Genomic DNA, 19,125 nt, shown 5'->3' with positions numbered 1-19,125 from the left:
ACCGCTGGTCGGGACGGCGGGATTCGAACCCACGACCCCCTGACCCCCAGTCAGGTGCGCTACCAAACTGCGCCACGTCCCGTTTCCTGCTGAACTGTGATCAGCTTACACCACCCCGGAGTGGCCTCCGCACAGGGGGTCCCCCGCGTTCTCCGCGGCCCGTCCCGGGGCGCGTTCCTCCCCGCCTTCGCGAGCTACCCTCGGGACGATGGGAAAACACAGGCCCAACGCGCTGCAATGGGTCTGGTACACGTTCGGCGGAAAACTACCGGCACACCTGTCCGAGTGGGTGCTGCACGACGTCACCTGCCGGACCTGGGTGCTGCGCCACCTCCTGCGCGCGCTGACCCAGCTCACCCCGCTCTGCGTCGCGGTCCTGCTGCTGCCGGGGCCGCTGTACATCAGAGCGAGCTCGATGGTGCTCGGACTGCTCGTCGGACTGTTCTACTCGATGAGCGCCATGGTCGAGACGAACGAGCACCGGTTGATCAAGCACGGACACGCGCCGGGAATCGGACGGGAGACCAGGGCCATTCACCGGGACCTCCGCAGAACCACCCGCGAGGAGACCCGCAGACGCAGGCAGGGCCACTGACCGGGGCCACTGACCGGGGCTTGATCGAAACTCACCGCTCGCTTCGCGCCGGAGCCGGTGTTGTACCCGCAGCGCTCGGCGGCCTAGGTTCGGAACCGACACGAACTCGACGACTCCGCGGAGCGGGACTACGACGGCGCGGTGGAAGGACGGAAAGCATGGGTGCCAACGCCGATTCCGGGGCGGCGGAGGGTGAACACGCACGGCTGGCGCGGCGGCGCGCTGCGGTGCTGCCTTCCTGGCTCGGCACGCTGTACTCCGAGCCGATCGACATCGAGAGCGGTTCGGGAAGGCACGTCCACGATGCCGAGGGGAACCGCTACCTGGACTTCTTCGGCGGGATCCTGACGACCATGACCGGCCACGCCGTGCCGGAGGTGACCGAGGCCGTCAGCGAGCAGGCGGGCAGGATCCTGCACTCGTCGACGCTGTACCTGAACGAACCGATGATCGAGCTGGCCGAGCGGGTCGCGGAACTGTCCGAGATCGAGGATCCGCGGGTCTTCTTCACCACCAGCGGCACCGAGGCCAACGACACCGCCCTGCTGCTGGCCACGGGCTACCGCTCCTCGAACCAGATCCTGGCCCTGCGCAACAGCTACCACGGGCGCTCGTTCGCCTCGCTGTCGGTGACCGGCAACAGGGCCTGGTCGCCGAGCAGCCTCTCACCGGTGCAGACGAACTACGTGCACGGCAGCCGCAGGCGCGGCACCGTGCTCGAGGGGCTCGACGACGCCGAGTTCACCGCGGCCTGCGTGCGCGACCTCGAGGACGTGCTCGACCAGCTGCACGGCAACGTCGCCTGCCTGATCGCGGAGCCGATCCAGGGCGTGGGCGGTTTCGCCGCGCCGCCGGACGGCTTGTTCGCGCGCTTCAAGGAGGTGCTCGACCGGCACGGCATCCTCTGGATCAGCGACGAGGTGCAGACCGGCTGGGGACGCACCGGGGAGCACTTCTGGGGCTGGCAGGCGCACGACGCGAACGGCTCTCCGGACATCGTCACCTTCGCCAAGGGAATCGGCAACGGGCTGCCCATCGCGGGAGTGGTCGCCCGCGGGGAGGTGATGGACAGCGTCTCCGCGAACTCCATCTCCACCTTCGGCGGCAGCCCGCTGACCGCGGCAGGCGCCCTGGCCAACCTCGAGTACCACCGGCGCAACGACCTGTGGGGCAACGCTTATCGGGTCGGGGCGGTGCTGCGCGACGAGCTGTCCGCCGCCGAGTCGATGCCCGGGGTGGGCGAGCTGCGCGGCAAGGGGCTGATGCTCGGCGTCGAGCTCCTCCGCCCGGACGGCTCGCCCGCACCGGAACTCGCCGCCGAGACGACCGAGCAGGCCCGCTCCCGCGGACTGCTGATCGGCAAGGGAGGACTCGAGGGCAACGTGCTGCGGATAGCCCCGCCGCTGAGCCTGACGTCCCAGGAGGCCGTGGACGGGGCGCGCATCCTGCTCGAGGCGCTGCGCGCCTCCGGGGCGGAGGAGTGACCGGGAGCACGGACCACCCGGCCCCGGCGGCCCGCCGCTCCGGATAGGCTGGCGCCGGGCGAAGTCGTCGAACGCGCACCGAGTCCGCGGAGCGCGCGGCGACCGCCGCAGAACCGGCCCCCGAGCCGTGCCCCCGGAGGGGCGGTCACGGGCACGGGGGAACAGCACCCGACCAGAAGGCCAGCCGTGACACGATCCCAGCCTCCACAGCAGTCGTCGCCCGAACGTTCCGGCAGCGAAGCCGTGACCCGACGCGCGAGCTCCCTGCTGGCCGAGTACCGCACGTTCGTCACCAGAGCGGTGCGCGAGCCCTCCACCATCGGGGCGGTGCTGCCGAGCTCGCCGGTGCTGGCCCGGGAGATGGCCGCCGTCGTGCCGAGCACCGACCGGCCGGTGGTCGTCGAACTGGGACCGGGCACCGGTGCGCTCAGCGGCGCGATCGCACAGCGCGTCCCGGAGGGAGGGCGGCACATAGCCGTCGAGGTGGACCCGGGCATGTGCGAGCACCTGCGCAACACCTGTCCCGGGCTCGAGGTCATCGAGGGCGACGCGAAGCGCTTGGGACAGCTGCTGGCCGACTCGGGCATCCGCTCGGTCGACGCGGTGGTCAGCGGCCTGCCCTGGTCCCTGTTCTCCGGGGAGTCGCAGCGGCGGATCCTGCGCGAGGTCGGCAGCGTGCTCGCCCCGGGCGGGGGGTTCACCACCATCGCCTACGCCCACGCGCTCGGTCTGTCCGGTGCGCGCCTGTTCCGCCGCAGGCTGGGAGCGATCTTCGACGAGGTGATCACCTCGCGCACCGTCTGGCGCAACGTGCCGCCGGCGCGGGTCTACGTCTGCCGCAGGCCCGTTCCCTCCGGGCAGTGAGGTCCTCCGGGAACGGCGGGTGACAGGCTCGGCAGGGCCTGCAGTGGCCGAGCCGGAGCACGCGGGACTCGAGCGGGTGAGCCGGATCCCCGCGCGACCGGCTCCACCCGGGGCCCACGCGCCGCCGCGCAGGACGGTGCGTGGACCGGTCAGAGCCGTCTGACCCGGGGCCACAGCTCCGACCAGGGGGCGTCCGGTTCCGCGTACAACGTGACCGGAACGCCGCGCGCGATGTTGACCACGCCGTGGTCGCTGGGCACCGTGGCCATGCGCCGCCTTTCGTGGAAGTGGCGGGTCAGCGGGTCCCGACCGCCCACGTAGATCATGGCCCGTGCCGAGTCCGGGGGAGCTCCGAAGAACCAGTACCCCCGGTGCGGGCTGTAGGCGCGGGGCAGCCCCAGCTCCCTGCCGTGCACGTCCAGCGCCGCGGCTATCGGATACGTCGAGCCGACCACCACGGTGTCCGCGCGCAGCTCGGCGGGCAACCGGTCGTAGGCGGCGGCCGCGGTGCGGGCGAGCTCGGGCCAGCCCGTCTCGTACATGCGGCTGTAGTTGACCACTCCGGGGCGTTCGGCGAGCAGCGAGAGCGGGTACACGGGAAGCAGCGCCAGCGGAAGCAGCGCCGAAGCCGGGTAGGCCACCCAGGCCACCCAGCGAAAACGGGCCGCGCGTCGTGCCGCCCTGCGGTGCTGCAATCCCACGGCGGCCGCGGCGAACAGCAGCCCGAAGACACCGGCCGGGTAGTTCGGCCTGCCGCTGGCGACCAGGTAGAAGCCGACCACCCCCAGCACCGTCCAGCCGAGATAGCGGTACTCGCCGAACTCGGGACCGCGCAGCAACCTCCAGAACCCGTAGCAGCACAGCACCGCGCCGACCACGACACCGGAGAACAGCAGCGCGTTCGGCACGAACAGCAACCGGTTCGTCTCGGAGGCGACCACGGTTCCCATGTCCAGCGCGGGCCAGCCGTTGCGGTGCTGCCAGACCAGCGTGGGCGCAGCGGTCACCGCCACCAGCGCGCCACCGGCCCACAGCGCCGGTCTGCGCAGCAGCTCCCGCGGTCCGCGACCGAGCACGGCGAGCAACAGCACCGCGCAGAGGACGAGCATCTGGAATTTCGTCTGCACACCGACCGCCACGAGCGCGGCGGCGGCGAACAGCAGCCGGTCGCGCCTGATCCCGAGACGGTGCAGCCGAGTCCAGCGCAGGACCAGCCACAGCACGAGCCCCCACTCCGGAGGCGCCAACGTGGCCGCGGCCAGCCAGTGACCGCTGAGCAGCAGCCAGGGGGAGAGCACGTAGGCGGCAGCGGCCAGGGTCTGCGCGCGGCGGTCCCCGCCGAACTCCCTGGCGATCAGCGCGGTGACGAGCACGCCGAGCACGGTGAGCAGCGCAGGCAGGACGCGCAGGGCCACCAGCGAACCGGGGAACGCGGCGTCGACCCAGCGGGCGAGCAGCGGGACCAGCGGCTGCTGGTCCATGTAGCCCCAGTCCGGGTAGTACTTGCCCGCGGCGAGGAAGTACAGCTCGTCGGAGAGATAGCCGTAACGTCCGCTGAGCAGCAGCAACAGCGCCCCGGTGGCGCACCCCAGCGCCAGCACGGGACCGCGGGCGAAGGCGGGTGTCTCCGCTCGTTCGGACTCCGCGCGATCAAGTCCGTCCGTCCTGCCCGCCAGGAAGGTGGACACGATTCCTCCTTCAGCGCTCGCCGCTCACCGCGGAGCTTCACCCCGGCACTCGGTCCCGATCAGCTTAGGGCCCGCGCGGACCGGGCGAGCACCCGCTCGGTCGGTCCGGTCGCGGGAGGAGCGGGGAAGCCGTTTGCACCCGCCTGCGCGCCCGGCACCGCCCATCTCGAGCACCCGAGCAGGCCGCCGGTTGCTCGAGGGGCCCCAACGCCGGCGAGGCGCCGAGTCACGCGACGGCCAACCGAGGCGGCTGAGCAGGGTTCCGTTGCGAGCAACCGGAGCGTATCCCGGACAGGATCCGTCCCGGTTGGTGCCGCGTGCAGGCGGTCACGGGTGCGCTTCGCCGCTGCGATCCGGTCGTGGTGACGGATAATGCGGGTGATGGTCGGCCGAGACGCAGCGGAGCCCCCCGGGGCGTCCCCGGAGAGCGGTTCCGGACGCAGGGCGCAGTTGTTGTCCATCGCGGCCGAGCTGTTCGCCAGGCGTGGTTTCGCGGCGACGACGGTGCGCGAGATAGCCGAGAGCGCGGGCATCCTGTCCGGTAGCCTGTACCACCACTTCGAGTCGAAGGAGGCCGTGGTCGACGAGATACTGCGCGCCTACCTCGACGAGCAGCTCGCCGCCTTCCGGAAGGCGGTGGGGCAGGGCGGTGACCCGCGTTCCCGGCTCGAGGGGCTGATCCGCGCGTCCTTCACCGTGCTGCGACGCCACCGCTGGGCGGTGGCGATCCTGCACAACGAGAGCGGTTACCTCGCGAGTCTCGAGCGGTTCGCCTACCTCGAGCAGGTGAACAAGGAGTTCGAGCGGATCTGGGTCCGGGTGCTGCGCGAGGGGCGCAGTCGCGGGGCCTTCCGGGCCGAGCTCAACCCGAGGTTGACGCACCGGTTCATCCGCGACTCGATCTCCTCGGTTGTGCGCTGGTACAACCCTCGGGGGCGCATGAGCGCGCAGACGATCGCCGAACAGTACATCCGGATCTTCTGCGACGGTGTGGTGACAACCGGCTCGGCCTGATCCGCGCTCTTTCCTCCCCGGAGCGGGGTTCCCGCATTCTGGGAAGCTTGTGCCCGTTCGGGGGTGCTCCGGTGCCCTGGTGCGACGGAGGGAGAGGTCGCAGCCGGGTATGTTCGAAGTCACACTCGGTGCTTTTTTGGGATTTCCTCGAGTCTTCCGGCCTCGGGCGTCTCGTCGAAAGGGCTCGGCGCGCGAGGAATTCAGCGATTTCTCCCCGGAGGAGTTCGGCCTCGGCGGAGCGCTTTCCCGGTTGTCCGCGGCGAGCGCTCGGCGGCGGCGCACCCGAGGGCGGGCGCGCTCGGTTCCTCCGGCTGCTTTCTCCAGGGTGCAGGGGTGTTGTGGAGCGGTTTCGCGGTTCGGTCCTCCGGAAGCGGGGTGCTGCGTCCGTCCTGGCGCCGCGAGCGCGCCGCCGAGATGCGCGGGAGGCCGCGGGCGGGTCGGCGCGCGGACTCCGCGGGGTGGGATCGCCGCCTTCGACGATCGCGTTCGCGGTCGGGAAGGAATTGAGTCCCAGGGGTGTTTCTTCGATTTCCGCGTTCGAAAAGGATCGGTGGTGGAGTTGCCGCCGTTTTTCACCCGGATGCTTTCCGGGTATGATTTTCCGCGTCGGTACGGAAGAGGGCGCGAATGTGCCAACTGCCGGAATCGGTGTACCGCGAGTATGCTGCGGACGGGCTGTGACTTGATCGCCGGACGCGGCCCACGGTACGAACAGCGGCAGCGGACGAGGGTCCACGCACAGAGTGGATGCTTCCCTGCACGGTGAAGGGGAACTGGTCAAGTGGTGGCGACGAACGGGCAACGACCCGCGGGACAGGCGGAGTCCGGTCCCGAGGAACAGGCGGACACGCCGCGCAAGGCGAATCGTGTGGTCATCAGGTTCGCCGGTGATTCGGGTGACGGCATGCAGCTGACCGGTGATCGTTTCACCTCGGAGGCGGCGGCGTTCGGCAACGACCTGGCCACGCTGCCGAACTACCCGGCCGAGATCCGCGCTCCCGCGGGAACGCTGCCGGGGGTGTCGAGCTTCCAGCTGCACTTCGCCGACTACGACATCCTGACCCCGGGGGACCGGCCGGACGTGCTGGTGGCGATGAACCCGGCCGCGTTGAAGGCCAACATCGGCGACCTGTCCGACGGGGCGACGGTGGTGGTCAACACCGACGAGTTCACCAAGCGCAACCTGAAGAAGGTGGGCTACGAGACGTCTCCGCTGGACACGGAGGAGCTGGAGCGCTTCACGGTGCACCGGGTGGCAATGAGCGAGCTCACCAAGGGCGCGGTGGCCGAGACGGGGTTGACCCGCAAGGAGGCCGAGCGGTGCAAGAACATGTTCGCGCTGGGGCTGCTGTCGTGGATGTACTCGCGGCCCACGGAGGACACCGAGCAGTTCCTGCGGGAGAAGTTCGCGGGCAAGCCGCAGGTGGCCGAGGCGAACGTGCTGGCGTTCCGCGCTGGCTGGAACTACGGCGAGACCACCGAGTCGTTCGCGGTGACCTACGAAGTCGCCCCGGCGAGCCTTCCGGAGGGAACGTACCGGCAGGTCACGGGCAATCTGGCCCTGGCCTACGGTCTGGTCAGCGCGGGGCGGTGCAGTGAGCTGCCGGTGTTTCTGGGCAGCTACCCGATCACTCCCGCCTCGGACGTGCTGCACGAGATGGCCAAGCACAAGAACTTCGGCGTGACCACCTTCCAGGCCGAGGACGAGATCGCCGGTGTGGGCGCTGCCCTGGGGGCGGCGTTCGGTGGTTCGCTGGGTGTGACGACCACCTCGGGACCGGGGTTGGCGTTGAAGTCGGAAACGATCGGTCTGGCCGTGGCGTTGGAGCTGCCGCTGCTGGTGTGCGACATCCAGCGTGGCGGGCCGTCCACGGGGTTGCCGACCAAGACCGAGCAGGCCGATCTGCTGCAGGCGCTGTACGGGCGCAACGGCGAGTCGCCGGTGGCGGTGCTGGCGCCGCGTTCTCCGGCGGACTGCTTCGACATCGCCCTGGAGGCCGCGCGGATCGCGCTGACCTACCGAACCCCGGTGCTGTTGTTGTCGGACGGGGCCACCGCCAACGGTTCCGAGCCGTGGCTGATTCCGGACGTGAACGAGCTGCCCGATCTGCGGGTGTCCTTCGCGACCGAGGCCAACGCCCCGGACGGTTCGGGTGAGTTCTGGCCGTACGTGCGGGATCCGGAGACACTGGCCCGGGACTGGGCGGTGCCGGGCACCGCCGGGCTGGAGCACCGCGTCGGCGGGCTGGAGAAGGTCGACGGAAAGGGCAGCATTTCCTACGACCCGGACAACCACGACGAGATGGTGCGGCTGCGGCAGCGCAAGATCGACGGTGTCGAGGTGCCCGATGTCGAGGTCGACGACCCGAGCGGGCGCGCCCGGGTGCTGGTGCTGGGCTGGGGCTCCTCCTACGGGCCGATCGGGGCGGCCTGCCGCCGGGTGCGCGCCCGCGGGATGGAGGTCGCGCAAGCCCACCTGCGGTATCTGAACCCGATGCCCGGCAATCTCGGCGAGGTGTTGCGCGGTTACGACAGGGTCCTGGTTCCGGAGATGAACACCGGCCAGTTGGCGATGCTGTTGCGGTCGCGGTACCTGGTGGACGCGCGGTCCTACACCAAGGTCGCGGGGTTGCCGTTCCAGGCCGAGGAACTGGAAAGCGTGCTGTCCGATGTGGTGCAGGGGAGCGAGCTGTGACGACGGATCTAGGGTTTCCCACCAGTGGGCTGGCCGAGGTGCCCGCCAGTGGTGCGGACTTGTCGGCGAAGGACTTCACCAGCGACCAGGAGGTGCGCTGGTGCCCCGGCTGCGGGGACTACGCGGTGCTGGCGGCGGTGCGCGGCTTCCTACCGGAGCTGGGCATCGCCCGGGAGAACACCGTGTTCGTGTCCGGGATCGGTTGTTCGGCGCGGTTCCCGTACTACATGAACACCTACGGGATGCACTCCATCCACGGGCGGGCGCCGACGATCGCGACCGGGTTGGCCACCACGCGGCCGGATTTGAACGTGTGGGTGGTCACCGGTGACGGCGACGGGCTGTCCATCGGGGGCAACCACCTGATGCACGCGCTGCGGCGCAACGTCAACATCACCATCCTGCTGTTCAACAACCGCATCTACGGGTTGACCAAGGGGCAGTACTCGCCGACCAGCGATCAAGGCATGGTCACCAAGTCCACCCCCGCCGGGTCGGTGGACACCCCGTTCAACCCGGTCTCGCTGGCGCTGGGGGCCGAGGCCAGCTTCGTGGCCCGCACGCTGGACTCCGACCGGGCGCATCTGACCGAGACGCTGCGGGCGGCCGCCGCGCATCGGGGCTCGTCGCTGGTCGAGATCTACCAGAACTGCCCGATCTTCAACGACGGCGCCTTCGACGTGCTCAAGGACAAGGACGAGAAGCAGCGCAGGCTGATCCAGCTGGGCCACGACCAGCCCATCACCTTCGGCCCTGAGCACGAGCGCTGCGGCGTCGTCCGCGACGAGCACGGCGAACTGCAGGTGGCCAAGCTCTCCGAGGTCGACGAGTCGGAGGTCGTGGTGCACGACGCCCACCGCGCCGACACCAGTCACGCCTTCGCCCTGTCCCGTCTCGGCGGTCAGCACCTCGACCCCACGGTCACCGGAGTGTTCCGCCAGGTCTCACGGCCCACCTACGACGACCAGGCCAGGGCCCAGCTCGAAGAGGCCGCCGAACAGAAATCTCCTGACCTGCAAAAACTACTCACCGGAAACAACACCTGGACAATCTGAGGTAGCGAAGCTACCTCGCGTGCCGGATCCGTCGTTGGCGGAGGCGGTCTACCGTTCCCCCGCGCAGTCGCTGTAGTGGGGGAACGATGACCGATCCGGAAACCGCGGTGGAGCAGCGCGCGCAGCTCCGCCTGCCGCCGGTGTTGATGTATCACTCCGTGGCGGAGTACGACAGCGATCCGTACCGGGTGACCGTGCGCCCCGCGCGGTTCGCGCGTCAGCTGCGTTGGCTCCGGCTCCGGGGGTGGACCGGGGTCGGGATGAGCCGGCTCCTGCGCGCGCACCGCGCCGGGAACGCGCGTGGACTGGTAGGGCTGACCTTCGACGACGGTTACGTCGACTTCGAGACCACCGTGGTCCCGGCCCTGCGGGAGCAGGGTTTCACGGCGACCGTCTTCGTGCTGCCCGGCCGCCTCGGCGGGCACAACGGCTGGGACGGGGGCGGGCCGACCAAACCGCTGATGACGGCGGACCAGATCCGGAACGTGGCCGCGCGGGGGATGGAAGTGGGCTCGCACGGGCTGGTGCACCAGCCGCTGTCCACATTGCCGTTTCCCGGGATGGTCGACGAGGTGCACCGCAGTCGTGCCGAGCTCGAACAGCTCCTGCAGGACGAGGTCACCGGATTCTGCTACCCCTACGGGGACTTCGACGAGGACGTGGAGGAGGAGGTGCGGGCGGCGGGTTACTCCTACGCCTGTGCCGTTCGTCCTGAGTCGGCGGGAGGAATGTTCGCGTTGCCCAGGATTTACGTGGGAGACCGGGACAACGGACCCCGGATCGAGGCCAAGAGGTGGCGCGCGGCGTGGAAGCGGGTGGGGTCCTCCCGAGTGGGTAGACATTCTCACCACGGCGTATGAGGTGTTCCGAGCCGGGCAGGTGTCACCGTCGATGGACGTGACGACGTGGCACCGTCGACCCGGGGAGGGACCGTGGAAGGTTTTCCGCTCTCATTGGCGGTCAACGGTCGGGAGCACGAGTTCGCCGACCGGTTGGTGAGTTACTCCGGCGTGCAGGACGCGGCGACGGGACGGCCGGACGCTGCGCCGGCCGCCGTGGCCGTGGTCGGGCTCGGTTACGTGGGGCTGCCCACCGTGGTCGAGTTCCGCTCGAAGCACATCGAGGTCACGGGCATCGATGCGAGCAGTTCACGTTTGGACGCCATCCTGGAGGGTGACGTCGAGCTGGCCGAGTCCGACCGCGCCCTGCTGAGCTCGGAACTGGAAAGCGGCGGGATCCGGGTCACCACGGACAGCGCGCTGCTCGGAGCGGCCGAGGCCGTGGTGATCTGCGTTCCCACCCCGGTCGGGGCCGACGACACGCCGGAGCTGAGCGCGTTGCGCCGCGCTTGCCTGGACGTGGCCGAGCACGCCCGCGCAGGCCAGACGGTGATCCTGACTTCCACCAGTTACGCGGGCACCACCAGGGACCTGCTGCTCGGACCGTTGCGGGAACGGGGATTCGAGGTGGGGCGCGACATCCACGTCGCGTTCAGCGCCGAGCGCATCGACCCGGGAAACCCGGACCACCGCCAGCAGGACACCCCGCGGGTGGTGGGCGGAGTGACCGAGAGCTGTTCCAAGCGGGCGGCGAGCGTGATCAACTGCGTGACCGACTCGGTCTTCCTGGTCAGTTCTCCCGAGGCGGCGGAACTGACCAAGTTGTACGAGAACGTGTTCCGGGCCGTCACCCTGGCCGTTGCCAACGAGTTCGCCGAGGTGTGCCGGGAGCTGTCCCTGGACCCCATCGAGGTGACCCTGGCCGCGGGAACCAAACCGTACGGCTTCCTCGGAGGCTTCCCCGGTCCCGGGGTCGGTGGGCACTGCATCCCCTGCGATCCGTACTACCTGCTGTGGCAGCTGCGCGACCGGGGAAGTCGGGCTCCGCTGCTCGAGCAGGTGATGCACGAGATCAGGCAGCGGCCGCAGCAGGTGGTTCGCCGCGTCGACGAGCTGCTGCGGGAGCACGGACAGCGCTCGGAGCGCCCCGGGGTCCTGCTGATCGGGGCCAGCTACAAGGCCGGAGTGGCCGATTTGCGCGAATCGCCCGCCCTGCCCATTCTGTCCGGGCTGGTCGACGCGGGGATCGAGGTCGGCTATCACGATCCGCTGGTGCCGCGTCTCGAACTGCCCGACGGCACCGAACTGGTCAGCCGACAGCACCCGGACGAGGAGAAGTGGGACCTCGTGCTGATCCACACGGTTCATCCCGGCGTCGACTACGACTGGGTAATCGATTACCCGCTCGTGCTGGACGCCACCTACCGGTTCGACCGGGTTCCGCACCGGCTGTTGCTGTGAGGGGTCCACGATGCGCGCTCGACGAGACGTTCCGCGGCAGCGGACGGCGGAGATCGACACCTCCACCCCTGTCGTGGTGCTCAAACTGGACGACAATCCGTTCCACCACGGTGGACTGGGAGTGATTCGAGGGCTGGGCAGGCTTGGGGTCCCCGTGTACGGAGTTTGCGAGGACCCGTTCGTTCCGGCGGCGCGTTCGCGTTACCTGCACGGCCACTGGAGGTGGCGCATCAGCGGTGCCACGACGGACGACGTGGTGGACGGGCTCGCCCGGATCGCGGAGCGGTTGGGCCGCCCCGCGGTGGTGCTGCCGACCGACGACGCGGGGGCCATCCTGCTCGCCGAGCAGTCCGAGCGACTGCACCCGTGGCTGCTGTTCCCGAGTCCCCCCAGTGAGCTGCCCCGCAAGTTCGCCGGCAAGGACACCCTGCACCGGCTGTGCCGCGGGCACGGGATCCCGAGCCCCGAGACGGAGACGGTGACGACCTGGCCGAGAGCGCGCGCGTTCGCCTCCACGCTGGGCTACCCCCTCGTGGCGAAGCTGGCGATGCCGTGGCTGGCCTCCGGGCGGCCCCGCCCGCCGAGCACGAGCGTGATCCACGGCCCCGAGCAGCTGGCGGAGTTGTACGAGAAGGCGGGCCAGCCCCTGGTGCTGCAGGAGTTCCTGCCCGGGGGAGCGGAGGAAGCGGGCAGGGGGCAGGACTGGTTCTTCCACGGTTACCGAGGAGTCGGCTCGGACGTGATCGCGGGGTGCACCGGCCTGAAGGAGCGCTCCTACCCGCGCCCGGCCGGGTTGACCAGCTTCGGGCGCTGGGTCGCCAACCCGGAGCTCGAGCGAACCGCCACCGAACTGCTGCGCAGGACGGACTACCGCGGCATCGTGGACATGGACTGGCGCTGGGACCCGCGCGACGGTCACTACAAGCTCCTCGACTGCAACCCCAGGCTGGGGGCGCAGTTCAGGCTCTTCAGCGACGCGTCCGGGCTCGATCTCTCCGTGGCCGCCTATCTCGACCTGACCGGGCAACCGGTACCGGCGATGGACCCGGTGCGGGAACGCCGCTTCGTGGTGGAGAACTACGACCCGCTGGCCGCCTTCGGTGGATGGCGCAGCGGCCGGTTCACTCTCGGCGAGTGGGCCGCTTCGGTGCGCGGGACGGAGGAGACCGCCTGGTTCGCGCGGGACGATCTCGCTCCTTTCGGGTTGATGTGCCTGCGCACGGGATGGAGGGCGCTGACGCGCCGTTTCCCGCGTCGAGCCGCGGGCAACAGGCGGTCCCGCCCGCCGAGGTTTCACAGCGGCCGGGCCGCCGGTATCGCGAACAGCGTGTCGCCCGGAAGGAGATCGGGCGGGGCGAAGCACGGAGTCGAGGGGGTACGAGGATGAACGAGACAGTCGACGTCGCCGTCATCGGCGCCGGTCCGTACGGGTTGTCGCTGGCCGCGCACCTCCGGGCGGCGGGCGTCAGCTACCGCCAGTTCGGCGTGCCGCTGAACCTGTGGCGCACCGCGATGCCGCGCGGCATGTACCTGAAGTCGCAGGGATTCGCCTGCAGCCTCTCCGATCCGAACTCCACGCACACCCTGGAGAGGTTCTGCCGGGAGACCGGGCGCGCCTACGCCGACATCGGTGTTCCGGTCTCGCTGGACACGTTCCTCGAGTACGGCACCTGGTTCGAGCGCAACCACGCTCCCGACGTGGAACAGGTGCTGGTCGAGCACCTGCGCCGGAGCGGCGACCGCTACGAGCTCGAACTGACGGACGGGCGCCTGGCCACCGCGCGGAACGTGGTCGTGGCCACCGGAGTGGAGCACTTCGTGCGGGTTCCGGACGTGCTCTCCCAGCTGCCCGCGCACCTCTCCTCGCACGCCAGCGCCCACGTCGATCTGGGAGTGTTCCGCGACCGCGAGGTCGCGGTGCTGGGGGCTGGGCAGTCCGCGCTGGAAACGGCGGCCCTGCTGCGGGAGTCCGGCGCCTCGGTCCGGATCGTCGCGCGCCGGAGCGGAATCGTGTGGAACGGGCTGCCGCCGACAGAGGAGAGAAGTCTGCGCCGTCGGCTCCGCGAACCGGAGGCCGGGCTGGGAACCGGCTGGGCGACCTGGTTCTACTCCGAACACCCCGAGCTCTTCCGCAGACTGCCCGCGACGACCAGGGTCCGGCTGGCACGCACCGCGCTGGGGCCGGCGGGAGCCTGGTGGTTGCGGGACAGAGTGGACGGCAGGATCCCGCTGCTGCTGCAACGCGAGGTGGACTGGGCCGACCCCACGGGGGACAGGGTGCGGCTCGGCCTGCGCCGCGGCAGCGAGACCACCACGCTCTCGGTCGACCACGTCATCAGCGCCACCGGATACCGCCCGGACATCACCAGGCTGTCCTTCCTCGACAACGAGCTCAGGGGCAGGGTGACCACCCTGGACCGCACTCCTCGGGTCGGGGCGGACTACCAGTCCGACGTCGCCGGGCTGTTCTTCATCGGCCCCACCGTGGCGCCGAGCTTCGGGCCGGTGATGCGGTTCGTCTACGGCGCCGACCACGCGTCCCGGTCCGTCACGGCACGGATATCCCCGGCCCGGGATCGCAGGGTCTCCGTGATGCCGGGAGCGGGCAGATGAGTTGGCAGCTCGTTCCGCGGCAGGGAGGTGGCGAAGAACCGCTCCGCGCGGATCGAGCTGCCGAGCTCGGCGACGTCGGGAGGACGTCGCGGGCGGTTCGATCCGCCGGGAGCTCGTTGCCCGGGAGCTCGTTGCCCGGGAACTGGGTCCGTCTGCTGCCCGGCCGGTTGCTCCCGTGCGCCGACGTGGTGGCGCTGTGCGCGGTGCTGGTGCTGCTGCGCGTGGGGGCGCTGGCTGCGCTGTCCTACTCCTGCGGCGTGCTGGCGATCCTGGCCGCGCGAGGGGCTCATCGCCTCCGGCTGTGCCGCAGGGCCTCCGATGACGTGGGAAGCGCGCTGGTCGCCACCGGTCTGCCGCTGCTGGCTTTCCTGCCGTGGTCCTCAGCGCGGCGTGTGCTCCTGGTCGGGACGTGCGCGGCCGGCGCGCTCGTCTGCGCGCGTGTGACGACCGCTGTCGTGCTGCGCTCGTTGCACAGCTGGGCAGGACTGTCCGAACAGGTGCTGATCGTCGGGCGCTCGGAACCGGCGGGCGCGCTCGCCGAGGCGCTCGGCGAACGTCCGGAGCTCGGCCTGCGTTTCGTGGGATTCCTGGACCGGACGGAGGAGGGGCGCTCCGATCCCGAGGTGCTGGGCGAGCCGGCCGAGTTGGCCGCGTTCGTTCGTCGCTACCGGGTCACCCGTGTGGTGCTGTGCCCGTCCGGGGAGAGCACGGCCGAGGTCACCGATGTGGTGCGCCGCTGCCGTGCGTTGCCGGTGGACTTCTGCGTGGTTCCCCGGGTTCCGGAACTCGGTCTCGGGGTGCCGCGAGCCACGCTGGACGAGGTGTGGGGGATTCCGCTGGTGCCGATCAGGAGGTGCCCGCACACCGCGGTGGCCCGGGCGGGCAAGCGCGTCTTCGACTGCCTGCTCGCTTCGGTGCTGCTGGTGCTGGTCGCTCCGCTGCTGGCGGCGCTGGCCGCCGCCGTGCGGTGGAGCAGTGGCGGAACAGCCCTGTTTCGTCAGGAGAGAGTTACCAGAGGAGGGGCTCTCGTCAGGGTGACGAAATTGCGCACGGTCGCTGCGGGGGGCGGGGAGCAGCTCGCCTGGAAACCGGCTCCGGAGCAGTGCGGCCGGTTGGCCGGCTGGCTGCGTCGTTCGCACCTCGACGAGCTGCCGCAGCTGTTGGACGTGCTGCGTGGCGGCATGTCGCTGGTCGGCCCGCGTCCCGAACGGCCCTACTACGCCGTGCGGTTCGCCGAGACGATCCCCCACTACGCCGATCGTCACCGCGTGCGGGGCGGGATCACGGGATGGGCCCAGGTGCACGGGCTGCACGGCGACACGTCCATCACCGAACGGGCCCGCTTCGACAACCACTACGTCGAGTACTGGTCACCGTGGATGGACCTGGTGGTCCTCGTCCGCACGGCGGGAGCCGTGCTGGCCGGATTCCGCCGGGCGGGAAGCAACTACGAGGAGGGCAGCAGTGCGAGTACTACACGTGATTACCGGGTTGAAAGTCGGCGGTGCCGAGCTGCAGTTGTACGAGCTGGTGCGGCGCAGCAGACACGAGTGCGAGGTGGCGGCGCTGTACAACGCGGGTGAGGTCGCCGAGATGATCTCCGATGCCGGGGTCACCGTGCACGACCTGGGCATGTCCAGCAACACGGAGCTCAGCGCCCTGTGGCGGCTGCGCTCCCTGATGCGCGCTCGTCGTTTCGACGCGGTGCACACCCATCTGTACCGCTCCTGCGTCTACGGCAGGCTCGCCGCGCGGTTGGCCGGCGTGCCTGTCATCGTGGGCACCGAGCACTCCATAGGGGAGACCCACCTCGAGCGCAGACGCATGAGCACCGGGGTGCGGCTGCTGTACCTGGCGACCGACAGGTGCGCGCAGACCACGATCGCGGTTTCGGAGACGGTGGCGCAGCGACTGCGGAAGTGGGGAGTGCCCGGCGGGAAGACGCGGGTGATCCCCAACGGGATCGACTTCGACCGGGTGGCCTTCGACCAGCAGGCGCGTTCCCGCACCCGCGAAGAGCTCGGGCTGTCCGAGCACCACCGCGTGGTGGGGGTGCTGGGCAGGCTCGATCCGAACAAGCGTTTCGATCTGCTCATCGAGGCGGCGGCCCCGCTGCTGGACGAGAGCACCAGACTGCTGTTGGTGGGGGAGGGGCCCGAGCGGCAGCGACTGGAGGGAATCGCGCGCGAGCACGGCGTGGCCGACCGGGTGGTGTTCGCGGGGCAGCGCAGCGACGTGGCCGCGGTGCTGTCGGCCTTCGACCTCTTCATCGCCTGCTCGAAGCAGGAGACCTTCGGGCTTTCGGTGCTGGAGGCCCTGGCCAACGGGTTGATCGCGCTTTACACCACGTGCCCGGCCCTGGACGGCGTCGACACGGACCGCGCCGTCGAGGTCCCGGGCGAGCAGGAAGGGCTGCGGGCGGCCTTGCGGAAGGAGCTGGACGCGGCCAGGCCTCGTGCGCAGGTCCCCCGACTGCGCGAGCTCTACGGCATGGAGGCGGTGACCGAGCGGATCGACGCCCTGTACGAGCGACTGCTCGCGAATCGCGGGGAACCGCTCGGCCAGGGCGACGCGGAGACCGCCCAGGCCGCCCGGACCGCGGGCGGTCCCGTCACCGGACAGGGGGTGCACGGATGAGGGCAGTGGTCACGGGAGCGGCGGGATTCGTCGGATCGCACCTGGTGCGTCACCTGCTGGGAGAGGGGCACGCAGTGGTCGCGCTGGACGACGAGAGCACCGGCGACTGGCGGAACCTCGGTTCCGACGTCGACGGTGGGTTGAGCCGGGTCCACGGCAGCGTGCTCGACCGGGACACCGTGGAGGACGCCGTTGCAGGCTGCGACGTGGTCTTCCACCTGGCAGCCGCCGTGGGCGCGTTCGTCATCCGCGACCGCACCCTGGACAGCCTGCTCACCAATATCCACGGCACCCAGCACGTGATGGAGGCGGCGCAGCGGAACAACGCGCGGGTCCTGTTCGCCTCCACCAGCGAGATATACGGCAAGAACGACAAGGTCGGGCTCACCGAGGAGGACGACCGCGTGGTCGGTTCCCCGCTGAAATCGCGGTGGTCCTACTCGGAGGCCAAGGCCCTCGACGAGAGCCTGATCCAGGCCTACGTCGCCGAACGCGGGGCGTGGGCCGCCATCGTGCGCCTGTTCAACACGGTGGGGCCGGGGCAGAGCGGCAGGTACGGCATGGTGCTGCCCCGCTTCGTCTCCAAGGCCCTGCGCGGCAAGCCGCTCACGGTCTTCGGCACGGGGGAGCAGATCCGCTGCTTCTGCCACGTGGCCGACGTGGTTCCGGCGATGGTGGCGCTGCTCGGGACGCAGGAGGCACGTGGCCGGGCCGTCAACCTCGGCAGCACCGAGCAGGTCTCCATAACGGAACTGGCGCACCGGGTGATCGCGCTGACCGGGTCGCACAGCGGAATCGAGCACAGCCCCTACGAGGCGGTTTACGGCTCCGGTTACGAGGACATGCTGCGGCGGGTCCCCGACTGCGCTCTGGCGCGGGAACTGGTCGGCTTCCGCCCGGAGCACGATCTCGATTCCATCATCCGATCGATCGTCGACGAGCACACGCGCGCCGCGCGGGACACCCCGGTCACTGCTGCGCGAAGCGCGCGCAGTGGCTGACCAGGCGATTGGGGGACGTTGATGGGCGAGGGCTCCCGAGCTCCGGGGCGTTTCGGCGCCCTCTCTCGTCGGGGCATCGGGGTGTTCACCACGGTGCTCGTGCTGTCGCTGGCCCTGGTGCTGCTAATGCTGTCGGTGCGCTCCGAACCGGAATCACGTCCACGCGCCCCGAGCGCCGAGGTGGTGGCCGCGCTGCCCTTCTGGAACCTGGGCCGCGGCGAGGAGACGGTGCTGCGGCACAGCGAGGTGTTCAGCGAGGTCTCGCCGTGGATGTACGGCCTGGATCCGCAGGGCGGGGTGGTCAGCCAGATACCGCGAGACCGGGCCGCGAACGCGGAGTCGACGATGGACCGCATCAGGCGGACCGAGCTGCGCTTCACCCCGACCGTGGCGAACATGACCAACGGGAAGTGGTCCTACGACTCGGTGGCTCCGATACTGCACGATCCCCGGCGCATGAAGGAACACGTGCGGGAGATCGTGAACCTGGTGCTGGCCAACGACTACGCGGGGGTCGACATCGACTACGAGGAGCTGCGCGCGGGGGACCGGGCCGCGTTCAGCGAGTTCGTCCGTCGGTTGGCCGACGCGCTGCACGCCCACGACAGGACCCTTTCGGTGGCGTTGTTCGCGAAGGCTTCCGAGCAGGGCTACGACCAGCGCAACGCGGCCCAGGACTACTCGGCCGTCGGTCGTGCCGCCGACCAGGTCCGGCTGATGGGCTACGACAGGCACTGGTCCACTTCGCCGCCGGGGCCGGTGGCCCCGGTGGGCTGGATACGCGAGGTGCTGGATTACGCGCGGGCGACCATACCGGCCGAGAAGATCGTCCTGGGCGTCCCGCTCTACGGCTACAACTGGTCCGAGGGGCGGGGGAAGCCGGTCACCTGGTCGGAGGCCACGCGGGTGGCCGAGAAGCACGATGCCCGAGTCCGCTTCGACGAGTCGAGCAGGACGCCGTGGTTCCGCTACACCGACGCGGAGGGCCAGCGGCACGAGGTCTGGTTCGAGAACGCGGCCAGCTCGCTGGCGAAGTTCCGGGCGGCCGAACGTGCCGGGATAGGCGGGGTCTACCTGTGGATGTACGGCGCCGCGGATCCGGAGACCTGGGGCGGGTTGCGGCGAACCTTCCCCGCTGCGGGCGGGTCCGGGAACGGGGATGACTGATCGTGCCCCCGC

The 19,125-nt window shown here is 70.2% G+C and carries 15 protein-coding genes and 1 tRNA gene; 14 read left to right on the top strand and 2 right to left on the bottom strand.

Features of this window, described 5'->3' with window-relative positions:
• Window positions 1–5: 5 nt before the first annotated feature.
• Window positions 6–82, bottom strand: a tRNA-Pro gene (locus G9Q41_RS07615).
• Window positions 83–208: 126 nt separating this feature from the next.
• Here G9Q41_RS07615 and G9Q41_RS07610 point away from each other — a divergent pair.
• The 3 genes from G9Q41_RS07610 (at window position 209) to G9Q41_RS07600 (ending at window position 2,943) form a co-directional block, all read left to right on the top strand.
• Entirely contained in the window at window positions 209–595 is a 387-nt protein-coding gene (locus G9Q41_RS07610; protein WP_165632212.1) for a DUF5313 family protein, read from the top strand.
• Between the two features lie 158 nt (window positions 596–753).
• The gene (locus G9Q41_RS07605; protein WP_165632211.1) at window positions 754–2,079 is read left to right on the top strand and encodes an aspartate aminotransferase family protein; all 1,326 of its coding nucleotides are present in this window, start codon (window positions 754–756) and stop codon (window positions 2,077–2,079) included.
• Between the two features lie 243 nt (window positions 2,080–2,322).
• A complete protein-coding gene (locus G9Q41_RS07600) occupies window positions 2,323–2,943 on the top strand; it encodes a methyltransferase domain-containing protein (RefSeq protein WP_347567511.1) in 621 nt (206 codons plus the stop codon).
• Between the two features lie 149 nt (window positions 2,944–3,092).
• Here G9Q41_RS07600 and G9Q41_RS07595 read toward each other — a convergent pair whose 3' ends face one another.
• The gene (locus G9Q41_RS07595) at window positions 3,093–4,631 is read right to left on the bottom strand and encodes a glycosyltransferase family 39 protein (protein ID WP_347567485.1); all 1,539 of its coding nucleotides are present in this window, start codon (window positions 4,629–4,631) and stop codon (window positions 3,093–3,095) included.
• Between the two features lie 381 nt (window positions 4,632–5,012).
• Here G9Q41_RS07595 and G9Q41_RS07590 point away from each other — a divergent pair, with 381 nt between their 5' ends.
• The 11 genes from G9Q41_RS07590 to G9Q41_RS07540 all read left to right on the top strand — a co-directional run bounded on the left by G9Q41_RS07590 (window position 5,013) and on the right by G9Q41_RS07540 (window position 19,113).
• A complete protein-coding gene (locus G9Q41_RS07590; RefSeq protein WP_165632210.1) occupies window positions 5,013–5,645 on the top strand; it encodes a TetR/AcrR family transcriptional regulator in 633 nt (210 codons plus the stop codon).
• A gap of 868 nt (window positions 5,646–6,513) precedes the next feature.
• Window positions 6,514–8,340, top strand: a complete 1,827-nt coding sequence (locus G9Q41_RS07585; protein WP_347567510.1) for a 2-oxoacid:acceptor oxidoreductase subunit alpha — start codon at window positions 6,514–6,516, stop codon at window positions 8,338–8,340.
• On the top strand, window positions 8,337–9,395 hold the full coding sequence (locus G9Q41_RS07580; RefSeq protein ID WP_092521924.1) for a 2-oxoacid:ferredoxin oxidoreductase subunit beta: 1,059 nt from the start codon (window positions 8,337–8,339) through the stop codon (window positions 9,393–9,395). The genes G9Q41_RS07585 and G9Q41_RS07580 overlap by 4 nt, the downstream gene beginning before the upstream one ends.
• Before the next feature lie 86 nt (window positions 9,396–9,481).
• Window positions 9,482–10,255 carry a polysaccharide deacetylase family protein gene (locus G9Q41_RS07575; protein ID WP_165632208.1) on the top strand — a complete coding sequence of 258 codons (774 nt, stop codon included), beginning with the start codon at window positions 9,482–9,484 and terminating at the stop codon, window positions 10,253–10,255.
• Between the two features lie 72 nt (window positions 10,256–10,327).
• The gene (locus G9Q41_RS07570; RefSeq protein ID WP_165632207.1) at window positions 10,328–11,695 is read left to right on the top strand and encodes a nucleotide sugar dehydrogenase; all 1,368 of its coding nucleotides are present in this window, start codon (window positions 10,328–10,330) and stop codon (window positions 11,693–11,695) included.
• Window positions 11,696–11,705: 10 nt separating this feature from the next.
• A complete protein-coding gene (locus G9Q41_RS07565) occupies window positions 11,706–13,082 on the top strand; it encodes a carboxylate--amine ligase (protein ID WP_165632206.1) in 1,377 nt (458 codons plus the stop codon).
• Window positions 13,079–14,308, top strand: a complete 1,230-nt coding sequence (locus G9Q41_RS07560) for an FAD-dependent oxidoreductase (RefSeq protein ID WP_092521920.1) — start codon at window positions 13,079–13,081, stop codon at window positions 14,306–14,308. Before G9Q41_RS07565 ends, G9Q41_RS07560 begins: the two co-directional genes overlap by 4 nt.
• 131 nt (window positions 14,309–14,439) lie before the next feature.
• A complete protein-coding gene (locus G9Q41_RS07555) occupies window positions 14,440–15,891 on the top strand; it encodes an exopolysaccharide biosynthesis polyprenyl glycosylphosphotransferase (RefSeq protein ID WP_242687233.1) in 1,452 nt (483 codons plus the stop codon).
• Complete coding sequence (locus G9Q41_RS07550) at window positions 15,773–16,945, top strand: glycosyltransferase (protein WP_347567484.1); 1,173 nt, start codon at window positions 15,773–15,775, stop codon at window positions 16,943–16,945. The genes G9Q41_RS07555 and G9Q41_RS07550 overlap by 119 nt, the downstream gene beginning before the upstream one ends.
• A complete protein-coding gene (locus G9Q41_RS07545) occupies window positions 16,942–17,946 on the top strand; it encodes an NAD-dependent epimerase/dehydratase family protein (RefSeq protein ID WP_092521917.1) in 1,005 nt (334 codons plus the stop codon). Before G9Q41_RS07550 ends, G9Q41_RS07545 begins: the two co-directional genes overlap by 4 nt.
• Before the next feature lie 21 nt (window positions 17,947–17,967).
• Window positions 17,968–19,113: a glycosyl hydrolase family 18 protein gene (locus G9Q41_RS07540; protein WP_092521916.1), complete on the top strand. Its 1,146-nt coding sequence runs from the start codon at window positions 17,968–17,970 to the stop codon at window positions 19,111–19,113.
• Window positions 19,114–19,125: the final 12 nt, after the last annotated feature.

This window comes from Actinopolyspora sp. BKK2 (genome assembly GCF_011291845.1).
In the GTDB taxonomy this organism is placed as follows: Bacteria; Actinomycetota; Actinomycetes; order Mycobacteriales; family Pseudonocardiaceae; genus Actinopolyspora; species Actinopolyspora saharensis.
This window is presented reverse-complemented; position numbering and strand designations above follow the sequence as displayed.